General features: G+C 44.1%; 21 protein-coding genes. 20 read left to right on the top strand and 1 reads right to left on the bottom strand.

The window, feature by feature from the left end; genetic code table 11:
- Window positions 1–59 precede the first annotated feature (59 nt).
- The 10 genes from MXE28_RS04475 to MXE28_RS04430 all read left to right on the top strand — a co-directional run bounded on the left by MXE28_RS04475 (window position 60) and on the right by MXE28_RS04430 (window position 8,956).
- The gene (locus MXE28_RS04475; RefSeq protein WP_156704524.1) at window positions 60–479 is read left to right on the top strand and encodes a YbjN domain-containing protein; all 420 of its coding nucleotides are present in this window, start codon (window positions 60–62) and stop codon (window positions 477–479) included.
- A gap of 10 nt (window positions 480–489) precedes the next feature.
- Complete coding sequence (locus MXE28_RS04470) at window positions 490–975, top strand: hypothetical protein (RefSeq protein WP_021841903.1); 486 nt, start codon at window positions 490–492, stop codon at window positions 973–975.
- A gap of 214 nt (window positions 976–1,189) precedes the next feature.
- Window positions 1,190–1,696: a 5-(carboxyamino)imidazole ribonucleotide mutase gene (gene purE / locus MXE28_RS04465; protein ID WP_021841902.1), complete on the top strand. Its 507-nt coding sequence runs from the start codon at window positions 1,190–1,192 to the stop codon at window positions 1,694–1,696.
- 94 nt (window positions 1,697–1,790) lie between these two features.
- Window positions 1,791–2,495 carry a phosphoribosylaminoimidazolesuccinocarboxamide synthase gene (gene purC / locus MXE28_RS04460; RefSeq protein WP_021841901.1) on the top strand — a complete coding sequence of 235 codons (705 nt, stop codon included), beginning with the start codon at window positions 1,791–1,793 and terminating at the stop codon, window positions 2,493–2,495.
- Window positions 2,496–2,507: 12 nt separating this feature from the next.
- Window positions 2,508–3,932, top strand: coding sequence for an amidophosphoribosyltransferase (purF, locus tag MXE28_RS04455; RefSeq protein WP_021841900.1), 1,425 nt, complete (start codon window positions 2,508–2,510; stop codon window positions 3,930–3,932).
- The gene (gene purM / locus MXE28_RS04450; protein WP_021841899.1) at window positions 3,919–4,983 is read left to right on the top strand and encodes a phosphoribosylformylglycinamidine cyclo-ligase; all 1,065 of its coding nucleotides are present in this window, start codon (window positions 3,919–3,921) and stop codon (window positions 4,981–4,983) included. Before purF ends, purM begins: the two co-directional genes overlap by 14 nt.
- Window positions 4,967–5,584 carry a phosphoribosylglycinamide formyltransferase gene (purN, locus tag MXE28_RS04445; RefSeq protein ID WP_226974144.1) on the top strand — a complete coding sequence of 206 codons (618 nt, stop codon included), beginning with the start codon at window positions 4,967–4,969 and terminating at the stop codon, window positions 5,582–5,584. Before purM ends, purN begins: the two co-directional genes overlap by 17 nt.
- Before the next feature lie 69 nt (window positions 5,585–5,653).
- The gene (purH, locus tag MXE28_RS04440) at window positions 5,654–7,183 is read left to right on the top strand and encodes a bifunctional phosphoribosylaminoimidazolecarboxamide formyltransferase/IMP cyclohydrolase (RefSeq protein ID WP_021841897.1); all 1,530 of its coding nucleotides are present in this window, start codon (window positions 5,654–5,656) and stop codon (window positions 7,181–7,183) included.
- 12 nt (window positions 7,184–7,195) lie between these two features.
- Window positions 7,196–8,467, top strand: coding sequence for a phosphoribosylamine--glycine ligase (purD, locus tag MXE28_RS04435; RefSeq protein ID WP_247239841.1), 1,272 nt, complete (start codon window positions 7,196–7,198; stop codon window positions 8,465–8,467).
- A gap of 126 nt (window positions 8,468–8,593) precedes the next feature.
- Window positions 8,594–8,956 (top strand): helix-turn-helix transcriptional regulator, encoded by a 363-nt coding sequence (locus MXE28_RS04430; protein ID WP_021841895.1) that lies wholly within the window; start codon window positions 8,594–8,596, stop codon window positions 8,954–8,956.
- A 397-nt stretch (window positions 8,957–9,353) separates the two neighbouring features.
- Here the strand turns inward: MXE28_RS04430 and MXE28_RS04425 are convergent, their stop codons facing one another.
- Window positions 9,354–10,025, bottom strand: coding sequence for a metal-dependent hydrolase (locus tag MXE28_RS04425; RefSeq protein WP_021841894.1), 672 nt, complete (start codon window positions 10,023–10,025; stop codon window positions 9,354–9,356).
- 147 nt (window positions 10,026–10,172) lie between these two features.
- On the opposite strand from MXE28_RS04425, the gene moaC reads away from it, so the two are divergent.
- From moaC to MXE28_RS04380, 10 genes are all read left to right on the top strand, one after another.
- Window positions 10,173–10,661: a cyclic pyranopterin monophosphate synthase MoaC gene (moaC, locus tag MXE28_RS04420; protein WP_264294453.1), complete on the top strand. Its 489-nt coding sequence runs from the start codon at window positions 10,173–10,175 to the stop codon at window positions 10,659–10,661.
- Window positions 10,662–10,798: 137 nt separating this feature from the next.
- Complete coding sequence (gene trmL, locus MXE28_RS04415) at window positions 10,799–11,290, top strand: tRNA (uridine(34)/cytosine(34)/5-carboxymethylaminomethyluridine(34)-2'-O)-methyltransferase TrmL (RefSeq protein ID WP_247239840.1); 492 nt, start codon at window positions 10,799–10,801, stop codon at window positions 11,288–11,290.
- Window positions 11,291–11,293: 3 nt separating this feature from the next.
- Window positions 11,294–11,647: a YlbF family regulator gene (locus tag MXE28_RS04410; protein ID WP_021841891.1), complete on the top strand. Its 354-nt coding sequence runs from the start codon at window positions 11,294–11,296 to the stop codon at window positions 11,645–11,647.
- A 31-nt stretch (window positions 11,648–11,678) separates the two neighbouring features.
- A complete protein-coding gene (murB, locus tag MXE28_RS04405; RefSeq protein WP_247239875.1) occupies window positions 11,679–12,566 on the top strand; it encodes a UDP-N-acetylmuramate dehydrogenase in 888 nt (295 codons plus the stop codon).
- A gap of 276 nt (window positions 12,567–12,842) precedes the next feature.
- On the top strand, window positions 12,843–13,283 hold the full coding sequence (gene rplM / locus MXE28_RS04400; RefSeq protein ID WP_021841889.1) for a 50S ribosomal protein L13: 441 nt from the start codon (window positions 12,843–12,845) through the stop codon (window positions 13,281–13,283).
- A gap of 23 nt (window positions 13,284–13,306) precedes the next feature.
- On the top strand, window positions 13,307–13,699 hold the full coding sequence (gene rpsI, locus MXE28_RS04395) for a 30S ribosomal protein S9 (protein WP_006555777.1): 393 nt from the start codon (window positions 13,307–13,309) through the stop codon (window positions 13,697–13,699).
- Between the two features lie 339 nt (window positions 13,700–14,038).
- Window positions 14,039–15,151, top strand: coding sequence for an IS1249 family transposase (locus MXE28_RS04390; protein ID WP_247239874.1), 1,113 nt, complete (start codon window positions 14,039–14,041; stop codon window positions 15,149–15,151).
- A gap of 44 nt (window positions 15,152–15,195) precedes the next feature.
- The gene (locus MXE28_RS11630) at window positions 15,196–15,546 is read left to right on the top strand and encodes an HNH endonuclease signature motif containing protein (protein WP_348644758.1); all 351 of its coding nucleotides are present in this window, start codon (window positions 15,196–15,198) and stop codon (window positions 15,544–15,546) included.
- A gap of 2 nt (window positions 15,547–15,548) precedes the next feature.
- Window positions 15,549–16,778, top strand: coding sequence for a YadA-like family protein (locus tag MXE28_RS11625; RefSeq protein ID WP_247239839.1), 1,230 nt, complete (start codon window positions 15,549–15,551; stop codon window positions 16,776–16,778).
- Complete coding sequence (locus tag MXE28_RS04380) at window positions 16,775–16,960, top strand: hypothetical protein (RefSeq protein WP_021840115.1); 186 nt, start codon at window positions 16,775–16,777, stop codon at window positions 16,958–16,960. The genes MXE28_RS11625 and MXE28_RS04380 overlap by 4 nt, the downstream gene beginning before the upstream one ends.
- Window positions 16,961–17,315 lie beyond the last annotated feature (355 nt).

Genomic DNA, 17,315 nt, shown 5'->3' with positions numbered 1-17,315 from the left:
ACAGTAAAGCGGAAAAATTTGATCAGTTTTTGGCGGAACAAAACAAAACATAACATAACATAACCGGTTGGTTTGTTAAAGAAGAACATCAAGATGATGCCAATTCTGTAGTATATCGCGGTCATTTCGATGTAGCCGCACAACAATTGCCGTTGTTTGTGGTGCTCGATGATACGGTGTTCAATTTGATGCGCTTAATCGTGACTACCGGTGCGGTACCTGAAGATCGTCGTCAGGCGGTTGGCAGATACTTAAACGAATTAAACGGTCAGTTCAAAATTTTCAAATATTATTTAGGTGCCGAAGACCATGTGATTTATATGGATATCAGTGTTCCGTCTGCTGAAAATAACTTCAATCCTGAATTGTTGGTTCGTCTTTTGGCTGAAGTATTGGAACCGCATTTGGAAGAATTCTATCCTACTATTTTAGGTAAAGTTTTGGGGACCGAAACCGATCCTGCCGAAAAAGTAAACTAAGAGGTGCATTGTGGCAAACGCTAAGAATGAGAAAAGTGCAGTTTTTGAAAAGTTTTTGATTTCAGAAGATATTACCTGCTTCGACAAACGTAACATTGAAGATGAAGAAGATACGGTTGTATATCGTTCCTACATGCAAACTGATATGGGCGATATGCCTATCTTTGTGTTGCTCGATGCGACGATTTACAGCGTTATTCGCGTTGTGGTAGGTGCCAATGTGGTGACTTCCGAGAATTATCAGGCTATTACCGATTTTATTAATCGTGAAAACAGCATCTACAAAAACTTCAAATATTATGTTGAACAAGATGACAACAGTGTGTATTTAGACTGCATTTATATCAGTTCCAATACGGCGTTTGAGCCTGAGCTCTTATATGTGTTAATGAATCAAATCGTTCAATATATGCCTAAGGCTGTGCCGGCTTTGAAAGAAGCCATGGGAATCGAACAATTGCCGGATCCTTTTGCGCAACATGCCCATGAACATTAATAATCAAGGTGTTTTCTTATGTAAATAAGGGAACATCTTTTTTTTATAAAAATATCGATATTAATGTTCGGATAGTATCGAACGTTAAGAAAAGAATAATCTTTATATATTCGGATATTGTGTTGACTAATAAGAGGGCTTTTGTTAGAATTTAGATAGAAAGACTAATTCTGACCGCAGGGTAGTTTTTATTCTACAGCTAGGAGGTATACACATGAAAGTTGGCATCGTAATGGGTAGTGACTCTGATTTGGGAATTATGAAAAAAGCCGCCGACGTATTAAAGGAATTCGGCATTGACTATGAAATGGTTATTGCATCCGCTCATCGTACGCCGGAAGAAGTTAAGAAATTTGTAACACGTTTGGAAGCAGAAGGGGCTATCGCGTTTATCGCAGGCGCCGGCGCTGCCGCTCACTTACCGGGTGTAATCGCCAGTTTCACCGTATTGCCGGTAATCGGCGTACCGCTTAATGCGACTGCATTAAAAGGCATTGATGCTTTATTGGCCATCGTTCAGATGCCATCGGGCATGCCGGTAGCCACTATGGCCGTAGACGGCGCTAAAAATGCGGCTTTATTTGCCGTTCAAATCGGTGCCGCACAAAACGCTAAATTGAAAGAACAATACAAGACATATCGTGACGACATGGCAAAAGTTGTTATTGCCAAAAACGAAAAACTACAAGCGGAATTAAATACAAAAAGATTCGATTTTTAACACCTTGAGATATAATTTGATTAAAAATTTAGAGTAAAGTTTAATTTTAGTATGATTTTTACAATAAGTCTGAGAAAACACAGGAGGCTATATTATGAAAATGTTATATGAAGGTAAAGCTAAACAAGTATTTGAAACTGAAAATGCTAACGAATATTTAGTACATTACAAAGATGATGCTACCGCTTTTAATGGTGAGAAAAAAGGCACTATCCATGACAAAGGTGTTTTGAACAACAAAATTTCCTCTTTCTTCTTTGAATTGTTGACTAAAGAAGGCGTGCCTAACCATTTCGCTAAACGTCTTAACGATCGCGACCAATTAGTTAAGAAATTACAGATTTTACCATTGGAAGTTATTGTTCGTAACATCGTAGCCGGTTCCTTGTCCAAACGTCTCGGCATCGAAGAAGGTACGCCTTGCAAACGCCCTATCTTGGAATTCTGCTACAAAAACGATGATTTAGGCGACCCATTTGTTAACGAAGACCAAATCCTTGCTTTGGATTGGGCTACGGAAGAACAGATTGCTTTAATCCGTAAATATGCTATGAAAGTTAACGAAGTTCTTAAAAAATTCTTAGCTGACAAAAAAGTAACCTTGGTTGACTTTAAATTGGAATTCGGCGTTCATAACGGTGAAGTATTGTTAGGCGACGAAATTTCCCCTGATACTTGCCGTTTCTGGGATAGCGAAACTAACGAAAAACTCGACAAAGACCGTTTCCGTCGCGATCTCGGCAATGTAGAAGATGCTTACAAAGAAATGTTATTCCGCCTTACCGGCGAACGCGCTTAATAGGAGAGAGCAATGCATTACGACTCTGTATTTGACAAGTGGCATGAAGAGTGTGGAGTATTCGGTATTTACGACCGTCATTTGAATATAGGTAATTTTACCTACTGGGGCCTATTTGCGCTCCAACATCGCGGCCAGGAAAGTGCCGGTATCGCCATCAGTAATGGCAAAGATATTGAAGTAACTAAGGGCATGGGCTTGTTGACGGAAGCGATTAAAACGTTACCGGATGTAGAAGGCGGCTTCATTTCTTCCGGTCACGTTCGTTATTCTACGACGGGCTCCAATAACCCTAAAAATATTCAGCCTTTGGTGATTCATTATCAGGGCGGTGACATGGCCGTAGCGCATAACGGCAACCTTACCAATGCGTTGGCTCTTCGCCGTGAGTTGGAAGATAACGGATCTATTTTCCAGACTACGATGGATTCGGAAGTTATCGTAAACTTGATTGCCCGCTCTAAAGCAGCCAATACGGAAGACCGTATTATTGAAGCGGTGCGTCGTATTGAAGGGGCTTTTTCCCTCGTTATCAGCACGAACGACAAATTAATCGGCGTCCGTGATGCCAACGGGTTCCGTCCGCTTTGTCTCGGCAAAACCGAACACGGCTATGTGCTTTCATCTGAAACCTGTGCCTTGGATGCGATTAAAGCGGAATTTATCCGTCACATCGAGCCGGGTGAAATGGTTATCATCGATGATAACGGTGTGCGCAGTCGCTTGTTTGTAGAATCGGGAAAAGAAATTAATAAAGCACTTTGTGTGTTTGAATATATTTATTTTGCTCGTTCCGACAGTGAAATTGACGGCCAGAGTGTGTATCAGGCCCGCCTTAACATGGGCCGTGAACTTGCTCGTGAAACCAAATATGATGCGGATCTTGTCATGTCCATTCCGGATTCCGGTACGACGGCCGCTTTAGGTTATGCTCGTGAATCGGGGATTCCGTTCGGCGAAGGTCTTATTAAGAACCGCTATATGGGTCGTACCTTCATTAAACCTGACCAGGCACAGCGTGAATTGGCGGTGCGCATGAAACTCAATGCGGTAGCCGATGTGGTTAAAGGTAAACGTATCGTCTTAATCGACGACTCCATTGTACGCGGTACTACCAGCGGCATCATTGTGCGCATGCTCAAAGAAGCGGGCGCCAAAGAAGTATACATGTGCGTCAGCTCGCCGGCTATTGAATATCCTTGCCATTACGGTATTGATACGTCGGTCCGTAAAGAGTTGATTGCAGCGACACATACGATTGAAGAAATCAGAGATTATATTAAAGCGGATAAACTTCACTATTTAAGCCGTGAAGGCTTGTGCCGTGCAGTCAGCGGTGTTCCGGAAGCGGAACTGTGCTTTGCCTGCTTCGACGGTGATTATGCAGTAAGTGTTCCTATGGACGAAGATGAGGGAGGCAAATATGTGCTCGAATAAAGGCGGAATTACCTACCGCGATGCCGGTGTTGATATTGATGCCGGCAATAAAGCGGTCGAACTTATGAAAGCGGCGGTAAGACGTACGTATACACCGGGCGTTGTCGGTGATATCGGCGGTTTTGGCGGTTTATTCTCGTTGGCCGGTTTTGATATGAAAGAGCCTATGCTCGTATCCGGCACCGACGGTGTAGGGACTAAATTACGCCTTGCCATTATGATGGACAAACATGACACCATCGGCCAGGACTGTGTAGCCATGAGTGTCAATGATATTTTGGTACAAGGGGCTACACCGCTCTTTTTCTTGGATTACATTGCGGTGGGCAAATTAATTCCTGAACAAGTGGCAACTATCGTGCGTGGCGTTGCGGAAGCTTGTGAAGAATCCGGTTGTGCTTTGCTCGGCGGTGAAACGGCTGAAATGGCCGGTTTCTATGGCGACGGTGACTATGATGTGGCCGGTTTTGCCATGGGCATCGTGGATAAACCGCGTCTTTTGACCGGTGAAAACATTAAAGCCGGTGACGTACTCTTAGGCTTACCTTCCAGCGGTGTACATTCCAACGGTTTCTCCTTAGTTCGTAAGATTGTATTCGATCATAAAAATATGTCCTTGCAGGATGAAATTCCTGAATTCGGTAAAACCTTGGGCGAAGAACTTTTGACGCCGACTCGTTTATATCCGAAAGCTGTATTGCCATCCATTCGCAAAGGTCTCTTAAAAGGCATGGTTCACGTTACGGGTGGCGGTTTCTACGATAATATTCCGCGCATCTTGCCGGAAGGCACAACGGCCCGCGTGAATGCCGATGCATGGCCTAAATTACCTGTATTTGCCAAATTGCAGGAATGGGGCAATGTAGATATTAAAGAAATGTACCGTACCTTCAACATGGGTATTGGCATGATTTTAGTCGTTGACCCTGAAAATTTAGCCGCTGTAAAAGCGCAGCTTGCTAAACAAAACGAAGCTGTTTATGAAATCGGTCGCATTGAAGAAGCAGGTGCGGAACGTGTAATTATGGAAGGTCGTGAATTCATTGGCTAAGCGAATTGCCGTATTTGCCAGTGGTCGCGGATCCAATGCTGCCGCTTTATATGAAGCGATTAAGCAAGGTGAAATCAACGCAGAGGTTGTGGTCGTACTTAGCGACCACGCCGATGCGCCGGTGTTGGCTCGTGCCAAAGAATGGGGGGTACCAAACGTCGTAGTAGAGCGCAAAGGCTTTGATTCCAAAGCGTCTTTTGAAAAAGCCATGCTTGACGCTATTGCACCATATGAGCCGGAAGCCATCGTGTTGGCAGGTTACATGCGTCTATTAGGACCAACGTTCATTAAACCGTACGAGTACAAAATTTTAAACATTCACCCGGCTTTATTGCCGTCGTTCCCGGGCCTTCATGCGCAGGGACAGGCCGTAGCGGCAGGGGTGAAAGTGAGCGGCTGTACCGTTCATTTTGTAGATACGGGGATGGATTCCGGTCCCATTATTATGCAAGCCGTGGTGCCTGTCTATGCCGATGATACGGAAGATACTTTGGCGGCCCGCATTTTACCGGAAGAACATAAAACGTATAAAAAAGCACTGGCCCTCTTCTGTGAGGACAAATTATCGATTAAGAATCATATTGTACACATTGAGGACTAGCCCTTGGGCGGTCCTTTTGTGGCCATTTGTGCAATTTTGTTGGCTTAGGTCTGTTGTAGGAGGTCTTGTATGATTAAAAATGCACTCATCAGTGTATCCGATAAAACCGGCATTGTAGATTTTGCCAAATCCTTGGCGGAATTAGGTGTCACCATTTATTCCACAGGCGGTACTTTCCGTGCCATCGCTGATGCAGGCGTTACGGTGCATCAAGTGGATGAATTGACTAAATTCCCTGAAATGATGGATGGTCGTGTGAAAACGTTGCATCCTATGGTGCATGGCGGTATTTTGGCGGTACGCGACAATGAAGAACATGTAAAAGCTATGGAAGAACATGGTATTCAACCGATTGATTTGGTGGTTGTTAACTTGTACCCGTTCCGTGAAACCATTGCCAAACCGAATGTGGCCCTTGAAGAAGCCATTGAAAATATTGATATCGGCGGTCCTACCATGGTTCGTTCCGCTGCTAAAAATAATGCCTTCGTAGGCATCGTAGTAAATCCGGAACGTTATGACGAAGTCATTGCTCGCCTCAAAGCTGACGGCGACTTGGGTCGTGATTTCCGCTTTGCCTTGGCCAAAGAAGCGTTTGCTCATACAGCGGCTTACGATACGGCCATTGCCAACTATTTCAGCGAACAGCTCGGTCAGACACCGTTCCCACCGGAATACTTACAGGCTTATGAAAAAGTTACCGACCTTCGCTACGGTGAAAACCCGCATCAAAAAGCGGCTTTTTACAAAGAAATCGGCGAAGTGTCCGGTATGGGGGCCATGAAACAGCTTCACGGCAAAGAGTTATCCTACAATAATATCGTTGATATGGAAGCGGCTTGGAATATGGTTTGGGAATTTGAAGAACCGGCTGCTTGTATCATTAAACATACTAATCCTTGCGGCGCTGCCATTGGTAAGGATTTGCACGAAGCTTACGTCAAAGCATACGAAGCGGATTCCGTATCGGCTTTCGGCGGTATCGTAGCCTTAAATCGCGAAGTGGATGAAGCAACGGCTACGGAAATGAGCAAACTTTTCTTGGAAGTTATTATGGCGCCTAAATTCTCGGCGAAAGCCCTCAGCATTTTGACGGCGAAGAAAAATATTCGCCTCGTTGAATTGGCTCAGCCGAAAGCGGACCAAGTAGTAGTGAAAAAAGTATCCGGCGGTTTATTGGTACAGACAGAAGATGATTTGAAAGAAGATGAAGCATCTTACACAGTAGTAACGAAAGTTCAACCGACCGAAGCGCAGTGGGAAGAACTTCGCTTTGCCTGGAAGATGGTAAAACATGTAAAATCCAATGCTATTTTAATTGCTAAAGATAAGCAGACCTTAGGCGTTGGCGCCGGTCAGATGAACCGTGTGGGCGCCGCTAAAATTGCCCTCAAAGAAGCAGGCGATAAAGTGAAGGGCGCAGTCCTCGCATCGGATGCATTCTTCCCATTCGGCGATACCGTAGCGACGGCAGCAGAACACGGCATTACAGCCATTATCCAACCGGGTGGATCGATTCGTGATGAAGAATCCATTGCTAAAGCCGATGAAGCGGGCATTGCCATGGTATTCACTCATGTTCGTCATTTTAAACATTAATGAGGAGGCTTTATGAAAGTTTGTGTAATTGGTGGCGGCGGTCGTGAGCACACCTTAGCGTGGAAATTGGCTCAAAGTGATTCGGTTGAAAAAGTATATGCCATTCCGGGCAGTAAAGCCATGGAAGATGTGGCAGAGTGCATAGCTATTGATTGGCAGGACTTTGGTGCCGTAACTGATTTTTTGACAAAAGAAAATATCGACTTGGTGGCAATCGGACCGGAAGCACCGCTCGTAGCAGGCCTCGCCGATGCGGTGCGTGAAGCGGGCATTGCCGTATTCGGTCCTTCAAAAGCAGCGGCTCAATTGGAAGGGTCCAAGGTATTTGCCAAAGACTTGATGAAAAAATACAACATTCCTACAGCAGCTTACGGTGTTTTTGATGATGTGGCAAAAGCAGAAGCTTTCATCGATGAAACCGGTGCGCCTATCGTTATTAAAGCGGACGGCCTCGCTGCCGGTAAAGGCGTTGTTGTAGCCATGACCGTAGAGGAAGCGAAAGCTGCCGTAGTGGACATGCTTTCCGCTAATCGCTTCGGCGATGCCGGTCATACGGTAGTTATTGAAGAATTTATGAGCGGCGAAGAAGCGTCTTTATTGGCTTTCGTAGATGGTACCACGGTAGTGCCGATGATTGCTTCGCAAGATCATAAACGTATTTTTGACGGTGACAAAGGCCCGAATACGGGTGGCATGGGGACCTATGCACCGGCTCCGGTAATGACGGACGCATTGCTTAAAGAAGCGTACGATAAGGTGTTGGTACCTATGGTGGCAGCGATGAAAAAAGAAGGCATGCCCTATGTAGGCTGCTTATATGCAGGCCTTATGATTACCCCGCAAGGCCCTAAAGTAGTAGAATTTAATGCCCGTTTCGGCGATCCGGAAACACAGGTTGTTTTGCCTTTATTGGATGGCGATTTAGGCGAGATTATGATGGCTTGTGCTAAAGGGACTTTAACCGAAGATATGGTGGCATGGAAAAAAGGTAGCGCAGCTTGCGTTATTTTGGCCTCTGCCGGTTATCCGGAAACATCCCACAAAGATGATGTAATTGACGGCGACTTGAGCTTTACTGATAATACCTTAATATTCCATTCGGGAACCGCTTATAAAGATGGCCATTTTGTGACTGCCGGTGGTCGTGTGCTCGGTATTGTAGGTCTTGGTGCCGATTTGCAGGTAGCTTTGGATGTAGCGTACGAAAGAGTAGCCAAAGTAGGCTTTGAAGGGCGTCAGTATCGCAAAGACATTGGTCAAAAAGCATTTGCTCATTTGAGATAAAATTCATCAATTTGTGAAGTTTCAAATCAACTTATTTACGCCTATTGAAAAATAGGTGTATAATAATAACACAATTTATCTATTTTGAGTAGTATATGATAGGCTAATGAAGCGGGGCGTGATAGTATGGCGTTATACAAAAATCTTAAACGAGTTCGGACGAGGACCGGCAAAAGCCAGTTGGAAGTAGCACATAGTGTAGGGATTAGCAATGCAGCCCTTTCCAACTATGAAACCGGTTATCGCGAGCCCGATTTAGAAACGTTGAAGCAATTAGCCGTATATTATGGTGTATCCTTAGATGAATTGGCTGAGGTTAAGCCTAGTGCACCTCTGGTTTACGACTTATGGGCTGTTATTAAAAACAAGGAAATAGCTTTTAATGGCAAACGATACGCCTTGAAGCCGTCACAGCGTCAACAACTGCGCAAGCAGTTGGCCGCTTTTTTTGAAAAATACGACCCGGTAGTCGATAAAGTCGAGAAATAAGGTGCCCCATAAGGTAATCGAATTGATATGAATGACTATAGTAGTTGTAGCTATATTTAGCCTATTCATAATACAGTAATGAATACATCGAATTGATTTTTAGTTGTGAGTAATGGTATGTATGCATTAAAATAGACGAAGTACTAAAAAGGAGTTCGGTCTCAATGTTCTACGTTGAGATCAGCTCCTTTTTGGCTTTTGATAGACTATAGGCCATGGTCTGTAGATTGATATTATTGATTTATGGATATGTTTGATATAAAAATCGGCGTTTTGGCACGTGGTTAAATTATATTGAAAAAAGTGATTGTAAAATAAAAATGGCAGTACCTATTACGATAAAATAATAGGTACTGCCATGATGTTTAATTAGCGACTGATTTATGCTGGGCTGTTTTTACAGTGTAATCGTCGAACCGGGTTCAACTACGAGGCCTTTTTGATTGTGCTTAGCTTTTAGTTCTGCCACAAAGGCATCCGGCTCTTCGTCGATAACCGGCCAAGTTTTGTAGTGAATCGGAATGGTTACGTCTGCTTTGATGAGGGACGCTGCGAGTAGCGCATCTTCCGGTCCCATGGTAAAGTTATCGCCAATTGGTAATAATGCGTAATCCAATTGACCAAAGCGATTTAAGTACTGCATATCGCTGAAGAAAGCCGTATCGCCGGCAAAGTAGAGTGTTTTATCGTAGAAAGTAACGATAACGCCTGCTGCATGACCGCCCGGAATACCGGCACCGTGGAAGGCAGGGGTAAGGCGGATGGAACCGAATTCAAAGTCGTGTTTGCCGCCCAAATGCATGGCGTGAGCTTTAAGACCGGCCTCTTCGGCTTTGTGCGCCACTTCGGCGGTAGATATTACGAGGGCATCATTGGCTTTGCCAATAAGGTCCGCATCGCCGTAATGGTCGCCGTGGCCGTGGCTGATAAAAATATATTGGCATTTAATATCTTCCGGTTTGGCTTTTTCCCAAGTATTGCCGTTGAAGAACGGATCAAATACGATAGATATTTCGCCGTTGGATAACATAAAGGTAGAATGACCGTAATACGTTAATTTGACTTCCATAAAAGACGCCTCCTTGTGATTTAAATATTAGACTACTGTTATAATTAATGATACCATAGAAATAGATTGAATTACATAAATTTTACATATTTCATACTATATGGATTTTACATATTGTAAGCTGTTGGAAATAATAGAGGATAGATTATGGAATTGACACATTTTGATGAAGCCGGTAATGCTCGCATGGTAGATGTGAGTGAAAAGGCGGTGACGGCCCGAACGGCGGTGGCGGAAGGCTATATTTCGGTTAATGCGGAAATTTATGAGCGCATTAAGGCGGGGACTATGAAAAAAGGCGATGTTTTGGCGGTGGCTCAACTGGCGGCGATTATGGGCGCCAAGAAAACATCGGATTTAATCCCTTTGTGTCATCCTTTGATGCTCAGCAAGGTGGCTGTTATTTGTGAGCTTGATGAAAAACGCCGGGCCGTGCGCATTGAAGCTACGGTTAAAACATCAGGTCAAACCGGAGTCGAAATGGAAGCGTTAACCGCTGTACAAGTGGGGCTCCTTGCGGTATTCGATATGTGCAAAGCCATCGACAAGAGTATGGTTATGGGGCCTGTTTATTTAGTGGAAAAAGCGGGTGGCAAGAGCGGTCATTTTGTTAATAATAATCGACCGGCTAAGTAAATTTTAGAATGAAATATACTAAGTGGTGTTTTCAAAGATAAAGTACCCTATCCTCAATAAAGACTTGAACCATACTCCATAATTAGGTAAAATAAGATATTAGACTAAATAGATTCAATGACAGAAAAGAGTGTATTATGGAAATTGTATTGGTAGAACCGGAAATTCCCGGTAATACAGGAAATATTGCCCGCCTTTGCGCGGCCAATCACATGACCTTACATTTGGTAAAACCGTTGGGTTTTAAGTTGGAAGATAAATACTTAAAACGAGCCGGTCTCGATTATTGGGATCTGGTGGATGTACAGGTTCATGGTAACTTACAAGAAGTATATGATAAATATCCCGATCGTCGTTATTTCTATGCAACGACTAAAGCGAAACATACCTATGCCGAAGTAGAGTATCAAATCGGCGACATGTTGGTTTTCGGTAAAGAAACTAAAGGGTTACCGGAAGACTTGTTGGCGGCGAATTATGACCACACAATTCGCATCCCCATGATTGCGGAAGCCCGATCCTTGAATTTATCCAATTCGGTGGCGATTATCGCCTATGAAGCGATGCGCCAGTTGAATTTTCCGGATTTAAGAAACTTTGGTCATTTAACAATGAAAGGTGGAATTTAAAAAATGAATTACGATAAGGCTTACGAATTACAAAAAGCAATGCGTGAAAGTGAAGAATATAAAGCGTTGATGGATGCGCAAGCTGCTGTTGAAGGTGACAGCACTGCTAAAGGTTTAATTGAACAATTCTTGATGCAACAGATGCAATGGGAATACGCTAAAATGGCAGAAGCACCTGAAGCGGAAGAAATCGGTAAAAAATTGGAAGAATTAATGCCTATGATTCAAGCTAACTCCGGTGCTCAAGCGTATTTACAAGCTCATGTACGCTGGACTCAAGTTTCCAATGATATTTATCGTATTATCAGTGAACCTATTACAGAAGGAATGAAAATTCTTGAAAAAGATAAACAGTAATCTACAAGATCTTTATACTGATTTACAGCATTTGGTTGCACCCGGTTCACTGTGCTGCGATGAGCCTTTGTCAGCTCATACGACGTTTAAAATCGGCGGGCCTGCGGATATTTTCGTGACGCCGCAGACCATGTTACAGTTGAGCCAAGTATTGGCAGCTATTCATAAAGCGGGTGTACCGCTTACCGTGTTGGGCAGTGGTTCCAACGTATTGGTGCTGGATGGCGGCATTCGCGGTGTCGTTTTATCGTTAAGTGATATGCGTGAGACTATGGCAGCGATTGATGGGGTGTTAACCATCAGCGCCGGTTATATGTTAAAAGACGCGTCGGAGTTTGCCTATGCGGCCGGTCTTACGGGCTTGGAATTTGCCATCGGCATTCCGGGCACGCTCGGTGGTGCTGTATTCATGAATGCCGGCGCCTATGGTGGTGAAATGTGTCAGGTAGTAACCAAGGTACGTGCCGTTGATATGGCCGGTCAGGTAAGAGAATACAGCGCGGAAGAATTGGCGTTTGCTTACCGTCACAGTCGTTTTCATGAAAGTCATGAAATCATTGGCGAAGTAGATATTCGCTTAAAAGATGGCGATAAGGATGAAATCTTGGCCCTCATGGAAGATTTTACGCAACGCCGTGAGAGTAAGCAACCCCTTGAATATGCCAGTGCGGGATCTACGTTTAAACGGCCACCGGGATATTTTGCAGGGACGCTCATTGAGCAGACCGGTCTTAAGGGCCTCGCTGTGGGTGATGCGGAAGTGTCCCAAAAACACGCCGGTTTTGTTATTAATAAAGGACAGGCATCGGCTGAGGATGTGCTGAATTTAATTCACAGTGTCCAGGCCCGGGTTGCGGAAGCACATGGCGTTAATCTGGAGACGGAAGTGCGCATTATCGGTGAAAAGGCTCAAAAGTAAGAATATTTTGATTTTGTACGCGAAACGCCTCTTGAATCATTGAAGAGGAGTAAAAAATTTATATAAGCTTTTGCCCGAACGGGGTACTCTCTCTATCGAGAGTATTCTAAGTAGGGCAAAAATTATTATATCTAGAAATATTAAAATGTGGTTGACATCACTGATGTTAACCATGTATAATATTTCGGTAAGCATTTGAATCTTATTCCATTAGCCCCGGAAAGAGAGCAGGATGCTTTTTGGTAAAGTTAGTCGTTATGAGGAGGAATTAGCAGCATGAAAACCACATATATGGCCAATCCGAACACTATCGAACGGAAATGGTATGTTGTTGACGCTGAAGGTAAAACTTTAGGACGCCTTGCTGCCGAAGTAGCTAAAGTTCTTCGGGGCAAAAATAAACCAGCTTTCACACCACATGTTGACACCGGTGACCACGTTATCGTAATCAACGCTGAGAAAGTTCGTTTCACAGGTAAAAAATTAGAACAGAAAATGTATTTCCGTCATTCCGGTTATCCGGGCGGTTCCACATTCGTTACTCTTGGTAACATGTTGGCAAAACACCCTGAACGCGTTGTGGAAATGGCAGTTCGCGGGATGCTTCCTAAGAACAAATTAGGCGCTCAGATTTATCGCAAATTGAACGTTTATGCAGGTCCTGAACATCCACATGCAGCTCAGAAACCTGAAGTTTTGGAATTTGATATTCGGTAATTTCCGGGAGGAGGAACATACACATGGCAGTAGCTCAGTACTACGGTACAGGCCGTAGAAAATCTTCCGTTGCCAGAGTTCGTCTGGTACCGGGCACAGGTAAAATCACGATTAACAAACGTGAATTAAACGAATACTTCGGTCGTAAGACTTTGGAATTGATTGTAAAACAACCGCTTAACCTTACCGGTACGGTTGAACAATATGATGTAATCGCCAGCGTTGAAGGTGGCGGTCCATCCGGTCAAGCAGGTGCAATCCGTCACGGTATTTCCCGTGCGTTGCTCGGCGTTGACGAAGAACTTCGTCAGTCCCTCAAAAAAGCCGGTTTCTTGACTCGTGACCCACGTATGAAAGAACGTAAAAAATACGGTCTCAAAAAAGCTCGTAAAGCATCCCAGTTCTCGAAACGTTAATACTTGCTTTTTCAAAACCCCTACAGGCTTTGAACTGCTACCCGTCAAGTAGACACTCGAAAAAATAAAATTAGTTTTGTATCTGCCACCGGTTTCCGGTGGCAGTTTTTTCATGCTGCTAACCAATATTTAGCATGTTTTGAGTTATAGGACAAAAAGTGTGTGTAGAAAGTGCTGCAAACCTAGATAGATACTGGGTTTGTAGCACTTTTATCTTTTTTGACAAAGATAAAGGGTGGACAAAAAGTGTGTGTAGAAACATGCGGGAACCCACATAGCTACTGACTAAAATGGTATTATATCTTCCTAAATAAAAACATAAATAGGAGGATGATTAATATTAAACAAGTAGTTTGCCCTGATTGTGGTCGAAAATGTATAAAACACGGTATATTGAAATCCGGTTCTCAGCGATGGTTTTGTAAGCACTGTAAAGTCGCTTTCACTAACAAAATTAACACCGATAGTCATGATCTAAAGCTGTTTTTGAAATGGTTATTTAGTAAACAGATGCAGCAGGATATGCCTGGAGGCGGGCGTACATTTAGACGTAAAACCGCTAAATTTTGGTCCATATGGTGCCTTCCACCAAAGATTGAGGAAGTATATGATGTGCTTTACTTTGACGGCATATACTTAACGCGTAAGCTCTGTGTTCTTATTTGTTGTAGTAAGGACCATGTGTTAGGCTGGTATGTATGTAGATATGAGAACTCTAGAGCTTGGCAAGCATTAATGGACCGTATTGCTCCTCCGCGTGTTGTTATCTCAGATGGCGGATCCGGATTTGCTAAGGCCTTGGCAAAGAGGTGGCCGACAAGTAACCATCAACGCTGCTTATTTCATGTTTTTGCACAAGTAAGAAGGTATACAACTTCTGCACCAAAAACAATAGCCGGCAAGGCCTTATATGAACTGGCAAAGCGTTTATTTAAGATTCAATCGATAGATGATGCCTATACTTGGATTGATGGATTATTAGCTTGGAGAGAAGAGTTTGATGACTTCTTACGTGAAATGACAGTCGACGAAAATGGGAATAAAAGGGCTACTCATGAACGCCTCTTAAAAGCTGAGGCAGGACTTTTACGATTAATTAGAGATGACACTCTATTTACCTACCTGACGTTTGTAGATATTACCGTACCTACAACGAACAATCGACTGGAAGGAGGCGTTAATGCGCAACTTAGGGGGATGTTACGAGATCACAGAGGGTTATCCTTAGAAAGACGATTAAAAGCGGTCTATTGGTGGTGTTACGAGCACTCACCTAGACCGCTTCCTGTTGCTGAAATATTAAAATGTATGTCTACAGATAAAACAATCGCTGCTACTTACCGTAGGATAATGCGGAATAACCGTGTGGATAATATCTTACCGCAATGGGGGGATGCCATTGTCTGGAATGAGTTTCATATGTCCACGGAATTTCCAATTTATTGGGATTAACTAAAAAAGCCACACACACTTTTTGTCCTATAAGCCTGATACGAATGTCAAGAAGACCACAGACACCGTGCAGGTATCCGGGATGCCCGAGACTGGTGCCATATGGACGGAAGTATTGTGATGAACATGAACGGCAGTGCCAGGGGGAACGGAAGAGCGCGGGGCTGCGTGGCTACGGGAGAGTGTGGCAGAAAGCCAGGAGGTTCTTCCTGAAACGTCATCCCTGGTGCGTCCGCTGCAAGGAAAAGGGACGGCTCGTCCTGGCAACCGTTGTGGATCATATCAAGCCACACCGCGGCGACCCGGATTTGTTCTGGGATGAGAAGAGCTGGCAGCCCCTTTGCAAGAGCTGCCATGACCATAAGACGATGACCGAAGACCGGGACATCGAGTAAAGGTGGTAGAATACAGCGTAGGTACAGACAACAAAGTTGCGATGGATGTCGTCGATAAGACTGGCAAGACGATCGGTGCGGTCACCATTACCGATGTAGCGAAAGCCTCTGATGTGGGCAATATAGGCAAGATTCACCAAGACCTTCAGAATACAGATGGGAGTAAGACGACAGTCGTCGATGCAGTAAACAATCTGGACAATAAGGTCGGAGATCTGAAATACAGTGCTGTCACCAAGGGTGATATCAAAGACGGAGACAGCTCGACAACGGCGATAGGCAAGCTAAACCAGAAACTGTCTGGCGTAGCTGCTGTAGCAGGTCAGCACAGCAGTGTTTCTACTACAGATGCAAATATCCAGATCCAAGAGGGAACCAATGCAGCGGGTGGCAAGGATTATGCGCTAAGCCTGAACAAAAAACAGAATCTTACTAGCGTTGTCACAGGTGATACAAGGATGGATACGAATGGTATCAAGGTCGGGGGCAAAGTCACTCTTACTAAGGATGGCTTGAGCGCAGGTGATACCAAGATCACGAATGATGGTCTTTCCATCGGTGATAAGACCTATGTGACCAAGGATGGCCTGAATGCCAATGGCAACAAGGTAACTCATGTGGCTGACGGCAAAGTCGAAAAAGGCTCCAAGGATGCAGTCAACGGCGGTCAGCTATACAACACGAATCAGATGGTCATCAATAATGTAAATAATATTTCCAGCTTGGGAAATGCGCTTGGCAGGCTCGCTCATCGCGTGAATAAGGTCGGTGCAGGGGCAGCTGCTCTTGCAGCACTCCATCCGCTCGATTTCGACCCGGATGATAAGTGGGATTTTGCCGCAGGTTATGGCAATTACAATGGCGTGAATGCGGCGGCCATTGGTGCATACTATCGTCCAAATGAAGACACGACGTTCTCTGTCGGAGGCAGCTTTGGAAATGGAGAGAATATGGTGAATGCGGGCGTGAGTGTGAAGCTTGGGCAGGGAAATCATGTTTCTACTTCCAAAGTCGCTATGGCGAAGGAAATCAAGGAGCTTCGCAAGGAAGTCGAGGCATTCAAGTCTGCACTTCTGGATGGACATGCTGGCCGGAAGTGGAATACGTCGAAGCTGCAACTCTTCCCGGATGTGTCTCAGAATCACTGGGCTTATGAACAGCTCTCTATCCTGAAAGCCAATGGCGTCATTGCAGGCTATCCAGATGGAAAATACGAGGGGAGCGTCCGATGACGCGTTACGAATTTGCGACCATGCTTTTTAGAGCGATGGAAAAGGGTGCCGTTCTTTCGGATCGGATGTTTACGGAATTCGCTCCGGAACTGGAATGTTTTACTGTGGATGCTGTCCATACAGATAAAGATGGCAAACCGACGGTCGAACGTGTTCGTATAGCCAAGACCGAAAGATCATAAGTAGGTGGAATCTTCCTTTTTAAACAACTTCTTATGTAGGCTCAATGAGAATGGCAGGGAAGGTGCGGCGCTATAGAGATTTCTCGCTTTTAGGGCGCATCTTACCAAAGTAAAGGCAGTATGAGAACTGATATTTCTTGTACTGCCTTTTTATCTGTTCATTTTTGTGAAACAAATTTGAAATTTTCAGAAATTTTCAAATTTCATATGAAAGTAATGATGGCTTATACTGAATTTTAATGAATATGCAATGATTCAGCAAGAGATAAAAGGTAATTCTTCTTTTTCTTAATAAACTTATGCTAATTGCAATATCAAATGCGACAAAATTTTAATCACGAATTTATATGTTTAA

It is taken from the genome of Veillonella sp. KGMB01456 (assembly GCF_023051165.1).
Classification (GTDB): domain Bacteria; phylum Bacillota; class Negativicutes; order Veillonellales; family Veillonellaceae; genus Veillonella_A.
This window is presented reverse-complemented; position numbering and strand designations above follow the sequence as displayed.